The organism is Spiroplasma endosymbiont of Dasysyrphus albostriatus (assembly GCF_964019495.1).
Classification (GTDB): domain Bacteria; phylum Bacillota_I; class Bacilli_A; order Mycoplasmatales; family VBWQ01; genus Spiroplasma_E.
The window spans coordinates 925,221-941,623 of the sequence record NZ_OZ026447.1; the positions used below are offsets into that span (position 1 = coordinate 925,221).

At 24.2% G+C, this 16,403-nt stretch carries 15 protein-coding genes and 1 pseudogene; 14 read left to right on the top strand and 2 right to left on the bottom strand.

Annotation, left to right across the window (positions count from 1 at the left end; genetic code table 4):
• Window positions 1-24 precede the first annotated feature (24 nt).
• The 14 genes and pseudogenes from AACL11_RS05630 (at window position 25) to AACL11_RS05695 (ending at window position 14,743) form a co-directional block, all read left to right on the top strand.
• The gene (locus tag AACL11_RS05630) at window positions 25-681 is read left to right on the top strand and encodes a hypothetical protein (protein WP_252320708.1); all 657 of its coding nucleotides are present in this window, start codon (window positions 25-27) and stop codon (window positions 679-681) included.
• 16 nt (window positions 682-697) lie between these two features.
• A complete protein-coding gene (cmk, locus tag AACL11_RS05635) occupies window positions 698-1,369 on the top strand; it encodes a (d)CMP kinase (RefSeq protein WP_252320710.1) in 672 nt (223 codons plus the stop codon).
• A gap of 27 nt (window positions 1,370-1,396) precedes the next feature.
• The gene (gene der / locus AACL11_RS05640) at window positions 1,397-2,725 is read left to right on the top strand and encodes a ribosome biogenesis GTPase Der (RefSeq protein WP_338986624.1); all 1,329 of its coding nucleotides are present in this window, start codon (window positions 1,397-1,399) and stop codon (window positions 2,723-2,725) included.
• A gap of 441 nt (window positions 2,726-3,166) precedes the next feature.
• A pseudogene (locus tag AACL11_RS05645) lies at window positions 3,167-4,372 on the top strand (PTS transporter subunit EIIC); the annotation flags it as partial.
• A gap of 228 nt (window positions 4,373-4,600) precedes the next feature.
• Window positions 4,601-4,978 (top strand): glucose PTS transporter subunit EIIB, encoded by a 378-nt coding sequence (locus AACL11_RS05650; RefSeq protein WP_338988493.1) that lies wholly within the window; start codon window positions 4,601-4,603, stop codon window positions 4,976-4,978.
• Window positions 4,979-5,083: 105 nt separating this feature from the next.
• Window positions 5,084-5,521, top strand: coding sequence for a hypothetical protein (locus tag AACL11_RS05655; protein WP_338986627.1), 438 nt, complete (start codon window positions 5,084-5,086; stop codon window positions 5,519-5,521).
• 203 nt (window positions 5,522-5,724) lie between these two features.
• Window positions 5,725-6,279, top strand: a complete 555-nt coding sequence (locus AACL11_RS05660) for a hypothetical protein (protein ID WP_338986630.1) — start codon at window positions 5,725-5,727, stop codon at window positions 6,277-6,279.
• A complete protein-coding gene (locus AACL11_RS05665; protein ID WP_338986633.1) occupies window positions 6,215-7,279 on the top strand; it encodes a hypothetical protein in 1,065 nt (354 codons plus the stop codon). The genes AACL11_RS05660 and AACL11_RS05665 overlap by 65 nt, the downstream gene beginning before the upstream one ends.
• Before the next feature lie 26 nt (window positions 7,280-7,305).
• A complete protein-coding gene (locus AACL11_RS05670) occupies window positions 7,306-7,449 on the top strand; it encodes a hypothetical protein (RefSeq protein ID WP_338986635.1) in 144 nt (47 codons plus the stop codon).
• A gap of 71 nt (window positions 7,450-7,520) precedes the next feature.
• Window positions 7,521-8,168, top strand: coding sequence for a hypothetical protein (locus AACL11_RS05675; protein ID WP_338986636.1), 648 nt, complete (start codon window positions 7,521-7,523; stop codon window positions 8,166-8,168).
• A gap of 223 nt (window positions 8,169-8,391) precedes the next feature.
• Window positions 8,392-9,255, top strand: a complete 864-nt coding sequence (locus AACL11_RS05680) for a hypothetical protein (RefSeq protein ID WP_338986637.1) — start codon at window positions 8,392-8,394, stop codon at window positions 9,253-9,255.
• Window positions 9,256-9,295: 40 nt separating this feature from the next.
• Window positions 9,296-13,291: an ABC transporter permease gene (locus AACL11_RS05685; RefSeq protein ID WP_338986638.1), complete on the top strand. Its 3,996-nt coding sequence runs from the start codon at window positions 9,296-9,298 to the stop codon at window positions 13,289-13,291.
• 20 nt (window positions 13,292-13,311) lie between these two features.
• Entirely contained in the window at window positions 13,312-14,316 is a 1,005-nt protein-coding gene (locus tag AACL11_RS05690; protein WP_338986639.1) for an ABC transporter ATP-binding protein, read from the top strand.
• 187 nt (window positions 14,317-14,503) lie between these two features.
• A complete protein-coding gene (locus AACL11_RS05695) occupies window positions 14,504-14,743 on the top strand; it encodes a hypothetical protein (RefSeq protein WP_252319631.1) in 240 nt (79 codons plus the stop codon).
• Window positions 14,744-14,905: 162 nt separating this feature from the next.
• On the opposite strand, the gene phoU is transcribed toward AACL11_RS05695, so the two are convergent.
• Both phoU and pstB read right to left on the bottom strand, forming a co-directional pair.
• Window positions 14,906-15,583: a phosphate signaling complex protein PhoU gene (gene phoU, locus AACL11_RS05700; RefSeq protein ID WP_174480791.1), complete on the bottom strand. Its 678-nt coding sequence runs from the start codon at window positions 15,581-15,583 to the stop codon at window positions 14,906-14,908.
• Window positions 15,584-15,620: 37 nt separating this feature from the next.
• A complete protein-coding gene (gene pstB / locus AACL11_RS05705) occupies window positions 15,621-16,400 on the bottom strand; it encodes a phosphate ABC transporter ATP-binding protein PstB (RefSeq protein WP_400255247.1) in 780 nt (259 codons plus the stop codon).
• Window positions 16,401-16,403: the final 3 nt, after the last annotated feature.

Here is a 16,403-nt window from a genome sequence, read left to right on the forward strand (position 1 = left end):
AAATATTAATTTGTGGGTGCTTTAATGACAAGAATGGAAAAATATAAAAGTTTACGTGAACAAATTGCTAAAGAAATTAAAGAAAATAGTAAGCTTTGAGAACAAGAACAAAAAATAGAAAATTATTATCAGCAACTAATAAAAATTGATAAATCATATTTTGAGCCAATTTTTCAAAAATTAAATTCTGATTTAAATTTAGTTAATTTTGAAAATTATTTTATTAAAAATAATGAACAACATTTAGATGATAATGATAAATTAATATTGGAAAATATGTTAGAAAATATTAATAATATTTTAAAAAAATATAGTGAAAATATTGATTTTGAAATAGTTGATGTGCCATTAATAAGTACTAACTTAGAATATCAAACGTTAATTAATAGTATGCATAATAAAATAAATGAATTTCAAAAAGACTTAGAAAGTAAAATTCATGATGTCAAAAATTTTGTTAAAAATTTAGAATTTAAATATAAAAAGTATAAAATAAATAATAGTGATCTTAATAAAGAACTAAAAGAAATTAATCAAGAACATAATAATTTTCAAGATGAATTACAAAAAGTTAAAATTAAGAATAACTATAAGTGAAGTTTAACAGTATTTAGTATTATCATTATTTGTTTAATTTTAATAGTCGTGTTAGTATTATCATTAATATTATTTATTAAGTAGAGAATGGAGAAAAACAATGTACCCAAAGATTAATATTGCAATAGATGGTCCAGCAGCTAGTGGTAAATCAGCAGCTGCATATTTGCTTTCTAAAAAAATTGATTATCAATTTATGGATACAGGAATTATGTATCGTAGCTTTACTAATTATTGTTTAAAAAATAAAATTGCTTTTGAAAGTGAAGATTTAATACTTGCAGCATTACAACTTTTTGATATAAGATGAGTTAATGGTCATTTTTTATTTAATGATCAACCACCAACAGAAGAAATTTATGATAAAAATGTTACTAGTAAAGTACCAATAATTGCTTCGTTATCTGAAGTTAGAAAAGTTATGGTTGCTAGAATTCAAGAAATGGTTAGAAGTCAAGGCTTTATTGTCGTTGGCAGAGATATTAGTAGTGTTGTTTTACCTGATGCTCAATTAAAGATTTTTTTAACTTCTAGTTTACACGCTCGTAGTGAAAGAAGATATAAACAGTATATTAAAGAGGGTATTAATATTACACAAGAACAAGTATATAACGATATGGTAATTCGTGATAATGTTGATAAAACTCGTAGCACTGGTCAACTAGTAATTGTTGAAGATGCAGTTATTTTAGATAATAGTGATTATAATTTACAAACGACCGTTGATAAATTAAAAGTTTTATATGATAATTACTTTAGTCATAAAAAATAATATTTTAAATATAAGGATTTGAATAAAATGAATAAGTTACCAAAAGTAGTAATTGTAGGACGCCCTAATGTTGGTAAATCTTCAATTTTTAATCGTATATTACAAAAAAAAGTAGCAATAATTGAAGATATGCCTGGAGCAACTAGAGATCGAATTTATGGCATTGGTGAATGATTAACACAAAATTTTGTGATTATTGATACGGGTGGTATTACTAAAACGATTACTAATTTTACTCAACAAATCAATCAACAAGTTAATATTGCTTTAGCTGAAGCTGATATTGTTTTATTTGTTTGTTCTTATCAAGAAGGTTTAACTCACGAAGATGAAGATATTGCCAAATTATTATACAGAACTAAGAAACCGGTTATTATTATTGCAAATAAATATGATAATGTTCAAAACGATAATGATAAAATTTATGATTATTTAAAAGTTGGCTTTGGCGAACCAATTTTAGTATCTGCTAGTCATGGTGTTGGTTTTGGTGATTTATTAGATATGATAATTACTAAGTTACCAAAAGAGGTTCATACAGAAAAGAAAGAACATATTAATTTAGCAATTATTGGTCGTCCCAATGTTGGTAAATCAAGTTTAGTTAATACTATTCTTCAAGAGAATAGAGTTATTGTTTCACCAATAGCAGGAACAACAACTGATGCTATTGATAGTAATTTTGTTTATAATAAAAAACAATATTGTGTTATTGATACTGCTGGAATTCGTAGAAAAGGAAAAATTACTGAAGATTTAGAAAAATATAGTTTAATTAGAACTACTAATGCTATTGAACGTAGTGATATTGTTTTGTTTTTATTAGATGGTAGTGTTGAAATTCAAGAACAAGATTTAACAATAGCAGGAATGGCAAAAAATTTAGATAAGCCAGTTATTATTATTGTTAATAAATGAGATTTAGTTAAAAAAAATGAAAAAACAATGCAAGAGTTTACTAAAAAAATAAAAGAAAAATTTAAATACCTTGAGTATTCTTTTGTTGTATATTTATCTGCTTTAGAAAATACTAGAATTCATACTTTATTTGCTACTATTAATGAAGTATTAGTTAATATGAATTTAAGAATTAAAACAAGTATTCTTAATGAAATAATTAATAAAGCTCAATTAATTAATGAGCCGCCCTACTTTAAAGGTGGTAGATTAAAGATATATTACACAACACAGGTTGAAAAAAATCCGCCTACTTTTATCTTAATGGTCAATGATCCACAACGATGTCATTTTTCTTATGAACGTTTTTTAATTAATCAAATTCGTGAACGATTTGGTTTTCAGGGTGTACCAATTAAATTAAGATTTAGAATGCGTAAGTCATTGTATAATAAATAATAAAAAAGTGTAAAATTTTGTGATTATATTTATTTAAGAAAAATTTATTGTATAATAATATTTATTAAGATAAAAAACTAATGATTAGAAAGTGTAAATGATTATGCTAAATTTTTTAACATTAGAGTCGCACAATAAAAGTTTATCAACATCGGCAATGTGAATAATGTTTATCATTGGTTTGATTTGTATTGGTATTATTTTTCTTGTGTTTTTTTTATTTAAAAGAAAATTACGTAAAGAAAGGAGCCTGATTAACGAGCAATTTTTATTTAAACCAAAAAAAGTTACATATCAAGTTTTTCATTTTTGAAATAAAGCTCTTTATATATTTTTAATGTTTTGTGCAACAGTTGGTGCCATTGTGCTATTATCAGTTTCAATAAGTTCAATGTTTTAATTTTGAAAAATTAAGAAAAAGTTTTAGGAAGGGGTTAAAATATGGGTTTAGTTTTCTGAAAAAAACATAAAGAGAAAAATCAAACAAAAAATAGTAATATTGAATTAAAAACCTCAAAAGAAAAAAGTCCTTGAAATAATGTTTTAAAATTTTTACAAGACTTAGGTAAAGCATTACAATTTCCAATTGCAGTATTACCATTCGCTGCTATTTTAAACAGATTTGGAGCATTAGGGCTTACATTTACTACTACAACTGATGCTGGTGTTATGCATGTTACTAATGAAGTGGGTTATTGAATTTCATATATTATTCAACAACCAGGAAAAATAGTATTTGATAATTTACCATTATTATTTGCTTTAGGTTTAGCATTTGGTTTAGCTAAAGATCATCGTGGTGAAGCTGCATTAGTTGGAGCAGTATTTTATTTGGCAATATCTGCAATGACATCAATTGAACATTCATTACCAGAAATGTTATATAAAAATGTTTTAACTTTTACATCAAGTAAAGGTGAAAAATTTTCGTCATTATTTTATGTAGAAGAATTTGGAACAGATGGTAAAACTATTATCGGTGGTATTTATGTATTAAACATTGGTGTTTTTGGTGGAATTGTAGCGGGGTGTTTATCTGCAGTTTTATATAATAAATATAAAGAAATTAAACTTCCTTAAGCATTATCATTCTTTGGTGGTAGAAGATTTGCACCAATGGTGGCTTTAGCAATAACTATTCCCACTGCTTTGGCATTTGCTATTGTTTGACCATGAATTCAATTAGTATTAATGAAATTTGGTCAATTAGTTGCTAATCCAAATAATCCAGCAGTTGCTATTCCAGGAACAGCAGTTTATGGAATATTAAATCGTTTATTATTACCTTTTGGATTACATCAAATCTTAAATACTTTTTTTTGATTTCAATTACCAATTAATGGTCAGATAATATCTCCAATTACAGGTGCTGCATCTGGAACAACGGAATGAGTAAATGGAGACATTAATGCTTTTACTAGAGGTATTGAAGGATCTGGATTTTTTCAATCAGGTTTCTTTCCTATTATGATGGGTGGTATTCCCGCTGCTGCCTTAGCTATGATTATGGCAGCTAAAAAAGAAAATAGAAAAATGGTATCAGGATTTTTAGGAGGAGTTGCTTTAGTTTCTTTTATTAGTGGAATCACTGAACTAATTGAATTTTCATTTGTATTTATTGCTCCATTATTATTAGTAATTCATGCCTTATTAACAGGGATATTTATTGCAATAACGACAGCATTACATATTCAAGTTGGTTTTGGTTTTAGTGCTGGAATTATTGACTATTGCATTTCTTTTGCTCAATCATGAGGATTTGCTAATCATGCTACAGGTGCTTATCATATTACTTCAAATCCACTATGAGTATTATTATTAATTGTGGCTGCTGGTGGAGTTTATTTTATTGTATTTTATACATTAATTACTAAAATGAATATTGAAACACCAGGAAGAGAAGAAGATTTTGGTGTTGAAGAAAATAAAGTAACAACAAAATCAGAGTTAAGCAATAAAAATCTTAAAAGTGATAAATATACATTAATGGCAACAAAATTAATTGAAGCAATTGGTGCAGATAATTTTGTTGAAATTGATAATTGTGCTACTAGGTTACGTTTGATTGTTAAAGATACATCACGTGTTAATTTGGCAAAAGTTAAGGCCGCAGGAGCATTTGGTACTAAAATTTTGAATAAAGAAGCTTTGCAAATTGTTATTGGTACCGATGTTGAACATGTAGCCAATGCAATAAAGGCACAGTTACAAAATTCAGCAACTTTGAATATTAAAACTAAAGTTAATCTATAATTAAAAGTGATTATTACAATATAATATTAAAGCTACTAAAGCTCATATAACCATTTAATGGCTATATGAGCTTTTAATTGATTAAAAAAGATAGGAGTAAAAATAATGGCAGTAGGTAAACATTTAATTACTAACATTTTACAAAAAATAAAATCACAAGTACCAACATTAACTAAAGAAGACATTATTACTGCGCTTAATATTATCTATATAACTTGTGCAGAATATAATGCTATTGATAGTTCTATTAGTAATATTGCCAAATATTATCAACAAGAAGATGAAAAATTTGATAGTCAATTGTTTAGAAAAAATTTGCATAGTTCTTTGCAATATATTGATCAAGACAATTTATACAGTTTGAAAAGTTTGATTTCAATTATTTTAATAATTAATGTTTTTAATCATCCTTTATTATTTAGTGATTTTAGTGATTTTATTAAAAAAGATATTACTAATATTGAATTTATGAAAACAAAAATAGAAATCCTGAAAAATGATAATATTTTTTTATTAAAAAAATTAGTTCGTGCAAGGACTTAAATAAGCTAAATAAATTAAGAGAGCAATTAAATAATAATTTTGAAATATTAAAAAATTTTAAAACAATTTGTGAAAATCATCAATTAGGTGTATTAAATATTTATAACTTTATTGCTAATCAATCAAAATATTTTGTTACTGATGAAGATTGTGATAATAAAATTAGTTTAACAAGTAATGAATATGAAAAAATTAAGGAGATAATGTCAAGAGAAAATAAATTTAAGGATATTTTAGTTAAAGATAGTAATTCTGAAATTCCATATAAATTAAATATTGAAGAACTTGATAAAATTTTTAAAAAGGAAGTTGTAAATTTATTCGATGAATATGAAAATAAAATTTGTGATTTTAAAAATAATAAATCTAAAAAAAATGAATTAAAAATTAAGGGAATTAAATTAAAAATTCAAAATATTTTTGATTTGTCAAAAATTATTTTTGAAATGTTTCAAAAACCAGTTACTTCTTCATTGCCTTTAACGAAAATTGTAAATCAAATTTTTGATGAAAATGATTCAATGCAATATTTAAGCGAAATTGAAAAAAATATTGATAGTAATATTGAAATGATTAAAAAGTTAAAACAAAAATTGCAAGAAATTTTAAACGATAATGATGTTTCAAAAAAGGAAACGTTAATGCAAGTAGAAAGTTTTAATAATTCTCATAAAACAGAAACAAAGAAAACAAATGTTAAAAAAAGAAAAAATAAGAAAAAAGACAACAAAAAAAAATGAACATTTAAAATTTATTAATACTAATGAAACAGATAATTCAGAATCATCTACAACAAGTAGTTCAACGTCTTTACTTGAAAAAGATATTACTAAAATTAATGCTATTTTAGAAGAAAAGGACATTAAAGAACAAAGTATAAAACAAGAAAATGATGCAAAAGAAGAAAAAACAGAAATTTTAAGTCAAGATCAAATTTTACAAGCAAAAATTAATCAATTAGAAGCACAATTAAAGCAAACACAAGAAGAATTGGATAAAACAAAAGTTAAATCTGCAGAAGAAACAGCAATATTAGAACAACAATTAATAGCAGAAAAGCAAAAAGTACAACTATTAATTGATGAAACTAAATTTTTAGTTTCTAAAGTTGCTACTTTAGAAAGAGAGAAAACAAAGTTAGAAAAAATTAAACAACAAAATAGTGTAAAAATAAATCAAATAGGTAATAATTTAGAAAAAGTGCAAAAAAAATTGAGAAATATTCGTGATCAAAAAAATAAAAGTATTGAAAGATTAATAAAAAAAGAGTTCGCGTTAGTTTCAGAAAAAGAAAGATTAGAAAGTAGAAATTATAAAAATAACCAAGATTTAGAAAAATTAAATCAAGAATTATCAAAAACACAACAAACATTAATAACAGTAGAAGATAAAAATCAAAAATTGGTTACGGAAGTTAATCAATTAAAGGAAGAAAAAATAAAACTAGAAACTATTCAACAAGAAAATGGCATGCAAATAAAGGAGAAAGAAAAAAATATTTCTTTACTAGAAGATAAATTAACAAAGATTGGTAATCAAACAACTGAAAAAGTTCAAAAACTACTTAAAGAAAAAAAACAATTAGTTTTAGAAAAAGAAAAGTTAGAAACTTTAAATAAAAAAGGTAGTCAGAAGTTAACAAATTTAAATAAAAAAATACAAGTGTTATCACAGTATAATCAAAATTTAGTGGCATTTACTGATAGTTATGATATAAAATCTTGTATTCATATTAACCCAGTTATTGAAAAAAAATAGTATCAAAAACATTAGTAGTTAGTGAAATGATGGAAGTAGTTGCACCAGTATCAGTTTTAGTACCTACAGGTCAACAATTTTCAGTTTCAACTGAAAATTGAGAAGACGTTCATATTGCTAATGAATTAACACCAGGATTTTGTTTACAACCAAAATTATTTACAATGTAATTAGTATTATTATTTCGTATAAATAAGAATCATTAAAATTATGTTATAGTTTATATAGAGGTGACCATATAGTGAACAATGAGGTACTAAAAACAATTTTATTCAAGAAAGAAATAACTATCAAAGATAGAATATTATTTAAAACAATTTTTGAGGTTTTAAGTACTCTTTTTACTAATGAAGATGGTGTATCAATATTAAAAAGTGGTTATAAAATAAATGATTATCAACAAGTTTGATTTTTAACGATTAGTCCAAATAGCGAAAAAGAAGAAGTAATTAAAACAGGATATGCAAATTTTTTGTCAGAAGATTGAAATGTTATTTATCAATTTAATAGTACCAGTACAAGTGAAAAAAGAAAACAATTGGGTGAAAAATATATTAAAGATAAAGTAGAATTTGTTACTTTTGTAAAAATAAAAGAAAAATCAAAAGGCATTGGTTATCATTTTATAGGTATATTTGTTTTTGATGATTATCGTAACAAAGATTATAAAACAATGGTTTTTAAAAAAATTAAAGATATTTATAAAGATATATGTTTAGTTTGATTTTCACTTTCTTCTTCAAAAATAGTAATATTATTAAAATTAATTTCTTGTATCTTTTTTTTCAATGGTTTTGAAATAATTTTTCTATTTGAAAAAACTGTTGATGTATTTTTAGTTGGTTGTTCAACAGCTATTATTTTAGTAGTAGATGTAGTAGTTTGATAATTAGTAGTGGGGTAGTACATATAGTTTGAATCCATAGGTTGTAAATATTGATATTCATTATCAAAATTATTACTAAAGAATTTAATACAGCAGTTTCATAACATTTTCTTTTTTCCTTTTCTTTTTGAATATTTGAACACTATCTAAAACTAAATAATTGCATTATTTAATTTTAATAGTTTATAATTATAATAATAACAAAGTTTATTTAAAGGTGAATATAATGTTACGTAGTAGTAATATTTTAAAAATTAATAGTATTAATAATTTTGAACAATTATTTATTTTTTTTGGTTTACCAGTTCTTTTTTTACTTTTAATTATGAAATTAACTTTTTTAATTACTATTAATTTTCATAAAAATAGTATTAATAATAAAAAAATATTTAATAAAACAAAAATCATTATTCTTCAATTTAGTTTATGATTTTTAGCACAATTTTGTTTATTTTTATTACCAGTTCAAGAAATGGTAATTAATATAAATTTTTTAGATTTAGAAAGTTTACCAATGCTATCATTGATTTCGATTTTACATTTATTTATTTGTTTTAGTTTTTTAAGCCGTAATAATAATCAAATTATGAAAGTGATGCGTTTTACTATTTTGTGAATTATTATAATTGCTATTATTTTACAATTTAATTTTACTATGATTAAAATATCATTACCATCAATAAATAACTTTATTTCAGTACTAATTTTAGTGTTCTTTTACTATTGATTAGGTTTCTTTTCATGAAAAATGTTTAGTGATAATTTATTTACAATTTTTAATTTAATTAAAAAAACTTGAGTAACATTATTTAGTAATTCTTCATTACCCAATATTATTAATAAACAATTTCCAGTAAAAGCATATACTAAAACTAAAATTATCATTTTAACATGGCAATTTAAAAAACAAATGTTTACTAATTTTGACTACCAAGTTTCTATTACTGATAATAATAAAAAACTTTTAATTGCTATTTTTAAGAAGAATTTAACTTATTTTTTAAGTGCCCAATTAACACTACTTATTACTAAAACTATTCAAGATTTAAAAACTTTAATTAATGGTTGAAAAATGGCTTTAATTCAATAACTTTTTTTGTTTTAAAATTTAAAAGAAAGGAAGAACGAATATGAAAAAACAATCATTTTTGCTTTTTAAAAATGCGTTTAAACAAGCATTTCGTAATAAAATTCAATTAGTTGGTTTAATTGTTTTAGTATTATTATCATCAACTATTTTTTCATTAATGCAAACAAGTTTAGCAAGAATTTCTGATGAATATTCAACATTAGTTGCAAAATCTAATTTACATGATTTTGTTATTGATTTATCTAATACTACTCCAAAAACTGTTTCTAATAAAATCTCAACATCAACAACTGCTGTTGATGAAAAGAATGATTTTGATATTAACAATATTGCAAATGATGCTGGTAATGAATTTATATGAGATCGTGTTGAAGGCAGAACTATGCAATTAGATAATAATAGTAATCCTAGAATTTTAAAAATATTAACTTATAATCAAGATGCTCGTATTGATAAATTAATCATTAGTGATGGTTATCAAATAGGAGATAGTAATAATCCAGATAAAACTCCAAGTTGAAAACAGGTAATTATTAATAAAGAATTTGCTCAAAAAAATAATTTGCATATTAATGATACAATTCGTGTGCAATCAGATCAATTAGGAAGTAGTTTAAAAGTTTCAGGATATGATTTAAATGATGCTGCTTATAGTAGTTATAATTGATTAAAAATTGTTGGATATGGTGTATCTGCTGATTTCACAACCCCAATTATTGATCAAACTACACCAATTCCAAATAAAACTCGTGAAGGTTTATTATACGTTGATCCAATGCAATTTGGTTTAAGTAAAAGGTTAGAAAAAAATAATTATATTTGATCATATGATAAAGCTAATGAAAAAATCACAATTTCTTCTGATAATGATCGCGAAATTTATTTTGTTGGAAAATCAACAATAGGTAAAATTAATGATATTAAATTAATTTCACAAAGTTTAAGAAGTAAATATATTAATACTATTGATTCTGATGCTGCTTTAGTATATAAGTTAGGAAATAATAAGTATACGTTTAATAATCGTACTGCTACTTTGAATGCAACTATTATTGGATTTAAAAGTTTATTAATTGGTTTATTGTTAATTGTTTTAATTATTACAGGAATTACAGTAATATTAATTACTTATAAAAATATTGATAATTCACGAACACAAATTGGAATTTTAAAATCATTAGGTTATAGTAATATTAAAATTTTAATTACATCTTTAGCTTATCCAATGGTAGCAGCACTTATTGGTACTATTTTAGTGTTTTTACCAGCAAGTGGTTTACAAGTAATTATAGTTCAAACATTTGCCAACTATTTTAATCTAGATTTTGGTCATTTTATTTTTAATGGTTTAGGATTTATATATTGTTTAATTTTAATATTTGGTTTTTTATCAATTATTGCATGAGTTATTAGTGCTTTAACAGTTATTAAAAAACCAATAGATTTAATTAAAAACGAATCAGCTACTATTAATTCTCGCTTTAGTCGAATTATTAAAACAAAAAGTATTAATCGTGGATTTTTAACAAGATTCCGTTTATCACTATTTACATCATCAATTGGAAAAATGGCAGCAGCATCATTAACTATGTTTTTAGGAACAACTTTAATGACAACATCTATTATTGGTCCAAAAATTATGGCTGATAATAAATTACTTTCTTTTACTGGTATGAATTATCACTCCTTAGTTGAATATGACATTCCGACTTATAATTCTCCATATAGTTTTTATAAAACTTATAATCCAAATAATAAAGATGATTGAACTTATACTTCTACTGTTGATAGTACTACTGGTGATACATATTGACATCCACCACGTTTTGATAATTCTGGACCATTAAATGATACTTTTGTTAAAGAATTATTAGAAAATAATATTAATGCTGAAGCATATGCTCCAATGTCAGATGAATTTAATCCCAGTGCTGCTATTAGTGATTTAGGATATACTGGTTTAACGTATTTAAATAGTAAAATGCTTACTAAAAACTTTTTAAATGGATTAGATTCTAGTGATATTAAAGATGCTTCTGTGATTGTTGGAATTATGGTACAAATGGCTTGACCAAATGCATTACCAATGTATGACACAGTTTTAAAAAATACTAATATTAACAGTTTTTATAGTGAGAATACTTATAATATTATTAGAAAATTTTATCAAAACTATCGAACAACAGTGGCAATGAATATTAGTGGTACGATTTCGAAGACTGGTAAGATTAGTACTAATCCTAATGATTTAGATATTACAAAATTCAAAGATTGAGCAAATAGTAATATTCCTGCTTACAAAAATGCCTCAAGTAAGGGTCCTACTTTTATTAATGATATTGATAATTTAAGTTTTGATACTAACGATAAATTATATCCGTGACATTTAACTAATGAAACACAATTATTGAATAATAATGCATCTGAAATTAGTGACAAAGAGCGTGATAGTTGAATTAATAAAGTTGGAATTTGATTTGGTGCTTTATTTTATAATAGAATGGGACAAACTGTAGTGCAAGGTGCTTATACTAAAAGCCCATATTTTATTCGTCAAAATATTGCCAAAGCTTATAGTGATCCCAATGCTCCTTTTAATGTTGCTTTTAATGTTGTGCCTTTTGATAAAGAAACTGATGAATTAGGAACTTACTTTATTGGTACTCCTGAAAAATTATTTAAACAGAACAAATATTTAATGAAAGTTTATGGTTTACAAAATCAACAACAGTTAGGCAAACCTTCAATGATGCAATTATATGATGCTGGAGGTTCTTCATTAAATCCACTTTTAGAACAAGAAAATAGTGATGATAGTATTAGTCTTGTTATTAATCAAACAATTGCTAAACAATTAAATTTAAAAATAAATGATGAATTTAAAATGAGTAGTAATGGTAATACTATGAAATTTAAAGATAATAATAAATTGAAACCTTTTGATTTGGATAAAATTAATATTGATAACGTTGTTGGTGATAGTAAAAATGTTAATAATATAACATTATTAAAACAACAAACTGGTTATACACAAGTTGATGAGTTAAAGGATGAGGCTTATGTTAATGCGGGTATTAATGCTACAAATATGTTAAAAGAAGTTGCTGCTGGTAAGGTTGTTAATTCTTATAATGATAAGATAAGTTCTAAAACACCAACGTATAAAGTAGTTGGTATATATAATGGTTATGGTCAACCTAATGCTTATATTAGTAAAACTAATGCTGATAAAGTTTTATCATTTAATAAAACAAAAGAATTTTTATTTTTATTATTTAAAAAAGAATGAGAAGACAAAAAAACAACTTGTGATGTTGATTTTGGTAAATTAAAATCATTTAATGAATATCAAAATTTTCTTAATCAATTAAATGATCCCGTTATTTATAAACTTAATCAAATATTTGAAAATGAAAATCCAATCTTTAATTTTAAATTTTCAAATTCGCAATCATTACCAGATATAACTAATTCATTTTCAACTTCGCAAATGTATGGAGATTACAGTGCTTTTGGTTTAAATGGTGGTACTGATGGTTCTGGTACTTATCAAGGTTATGGTGCAGGTAGTGCTGTTAATATTACGCCACAAGATATCCATCATCAGTTGTTAAATCAAATTACTGCTTTAGTTGATACAGTATTGGTTGCATTTATTATCTTTTCATTAATCATTTCGTTCTTTATTATTTTATTAACAAGTAATTTAGTAATTTATGAAAATCGTAAAACAATAGCAACAATGAAAACACTTGGTTATAGTGATGCAAAAATAACTAATATTGTTATTGGTATGTATTTACCAGTGATTGCTGTTATGTTTGTTATTGGTTTTCCTGTAGGATGAATAATTGTTAAGTTTATTCTTAACTATTTAGCTGCTAATACAACATGGGTTTTACCATTATTCTTTGTTTGATGATTACCGCTTGTGGTTGGTTTAATTGTCTTTGGTATTTATGCAACAACCTTTATTATTGATTGATATGCCATGAAGAAGATTAATCCAATTAAAACTTTAAATGAAATTGATTAAAAGCAGAAAGGAATAAAAACATGAAAAATGATAAAAAAAACACTAAAAATTCAAGTGAACAAGTAACTAAAAATAAGTTAGAATCTAGTTTTACAAAGAAGTCAGTATCTAAAACCGAAGGTACAATACCACCAGTAACTCATAAATCTCATGATAAACCAGAATCAAAGGAAGAAATAGAAGCTAATAAAGCTAAATTGCAAGCTTTTAAAGATAATCAAAAAGCAATTAAAAAATTAACAAAAACTCATTCAAAAGAAATTTTAGCAGGTAAAATTATATCAATGACTAATAATACTCCTGATACTCAAACTAATGTTATTGAATTATTTGATGTTAAAAAATCTTACTTAACTGGAGACTTAGAATATGAAGTATTAAAAGGAGTTAATTTAAAAATTAAATTAGGTGATTTTGTTGTTATCTTAGGACCATCGGGAAGTGGTAAGACAACATTATTAAATATTATTTCGGGATTGGATAAACCTAATACTGGTGATGTTTTTGTGGCGGGATACAATTTATCTTTATTAAAAGATAGTCATTTAACTAAATTTAGACGAGATAATGTTGGTTTTATTTTTCAACAATACAATTTATTAACTAACTTAACTGCTCGTGAAAATGCTGAAGTTGGTGAAAATCTTGCTAAAAATAAAAATAAAAATATGAGTATTGATGATATTTTTCAAGTTATTGAAATGGATGAACATATGAATAAGTTTCCAAGTCAATTATCAGGTGGACAACAACAAAGAGTATCGATTGGTAGAGCACTAGCAAAAAATCCGACAATTTTATTTTGTGATGAGCCAACAGGAGCACTTGATGAGGAAATGGGGCGTAAGGTGTTAGAAATTTTATTGGATGTTAATCGAGAATATAAAACATCAATTATTATGGTTACTCATAATCCTAACTTCCAATATGTTGCAAATACTGTTATTAACGTTAAAAATGGTAAAATTATTAGTGTAAAGAATAATGAAAAACCAATGAAACCAAATGAAATAAATTGATCATAAGAAAAGGATATAGATGGGGGTTGATTTAATAAATATAAGAAAAATGCATAAAAATATGCATTTTTCTTATATTTATATAGAGTAAATACTTGTATAAAGAAAAAAATATTAAATTATAAGAATCTAATAGAAAATACTATATTTTATTTAGTTTAATTATTTTTTAGAAAGAAAAAGGTGCAAGGTAATGAGTATTGGTTTAATTACATTTATTATATGAATATGTTTAGTAATTTGAATAGTGTTTTTAATTTGAGGTATAACTTTATGTAATAGTAATAATGCATTAGGCATCATATTATTATTTTTAACATTAAATTTAATTGGTTTAATAATAGGAATTTCTTTATTATATAATAAAAATAAGCAAAATGTAGATAACAAAAAAAATATTAATAGTAATATTAAAATAGAAGAACTAAGTTAAACATTCCTTTTTAGAAATTTTAATATTAAATTAAAAAATCATACCTTAATTTAATACAATTAAAAATAAAATAATAATAAATATTATCATATTAAAGTATGACTTAAAAATATTTAAATGAAACTTGCAAAAAAAGTAATTATTTTAACAATGATTGATAAATTATTCAGATATTTTTGTTGAAGATAAATCATAAAATTTACCTTTAATAATATATACTATTGTTTCACAAATGTTAACTAAGTGATCACCTAGTCTTTCAATATATTTCAACTGTTGCATTGTTGATGTATATTGAGAGAGTTGATCATTATTTTTGTTTACTTTTAACATATTGACAATGTTTTTCATTGATTCACGAAAACGATTATCAATATCGATATCATATTCTGCTGCTTGATAAGCTTTGTTAATATCATTTTCATTTATAGATTCACCAATTAAATCCATCATTTTAAATACTTTTTTCATTAATCCTGATAATTGAGATGTTAATTTAATTTCTGGTTTATATTTGACATTAAATTTGGATAAATTTTTAGCATAATTTGAAATACGTTCTAAATCACGAATAATATTCATATAGCCAATAATAGTACGTAAGTCAGTAGCAAAAGGATTTTGTTGAGCAATACTTCAAATTGCAGTAATTGTTAAACTTTCAGCGACTGTTCTAATTTCTTTATCGGTTTCAACAATTCTTTTTGACATATCAAAATCTTGTGTTTCCATTGCTATTAAAGCGTCTTTATGTTCTTTTTTTACTTCTTTTAATAAAGTTAATAAGTTTTGTTTTAAATTTATGATATCTAAATCAAATCTACGGTTAATTATTTTCATTTTTTCCTCCTTTCTCTATAATTAATTATATATATTTTTAACCAAATCTGCCGGTAATATAATCTTCTGTTCTTTTATCTTTTGGTCGTGAAAATATTTTTTTAGTATTATTATATTCAATGACTTCTCCATTTAAGAAAAAAGCAGTTTTATCAGAAATTCGTGCTGCTTGTTGCATTGAATGAGTAACAACAATAATTGTAAAGTCTGATTTTAAATCATTCATTAAGTCTTCAATTTTAGATGCGGCAATCGGATCTAGAGCTGAAGTTGGTTCATCCATTAATAGTACTTCTGGTTTTAGGGCAATAGCACGAGCAATACATAAACGTTGTTGTTGGCCACCTGATAATGATAATGCTGAATCAAATAAGTGTTGAGCAACTTCATCTCATAAAGCCGCTTTTTTTAAAGCATCTTCGACAATTTGATTTAGAATCTTTTTGTTTTTAATGCCTTGATTTTTTGGACCATATGCAACATTATCATAAATTGACATTGGAAAGGGATTAGGTTTTTGAAATACCATTCCAACTTTAGTTCGTAATGAAATAATATTTTTTTTATTTTCATAAATATCTTCATTATTGAATAATATTTGTCCATTAATTTTAACACCATCAATTAAATCATTCATTCTATTTAAAGTTCGTAGTAATGTTGATTTGCCACAACCACTTGGTCCAATAAAAGCGGTTACTTGATTACGACTTATTTCTAAATTTATATTAAATAAAGCCTGTTTTTTACCATGATTATAGAAGAAATTTAAATTTTTAATAGTAAAAACATAATTACTTTTTGGAATATTTTCTATATT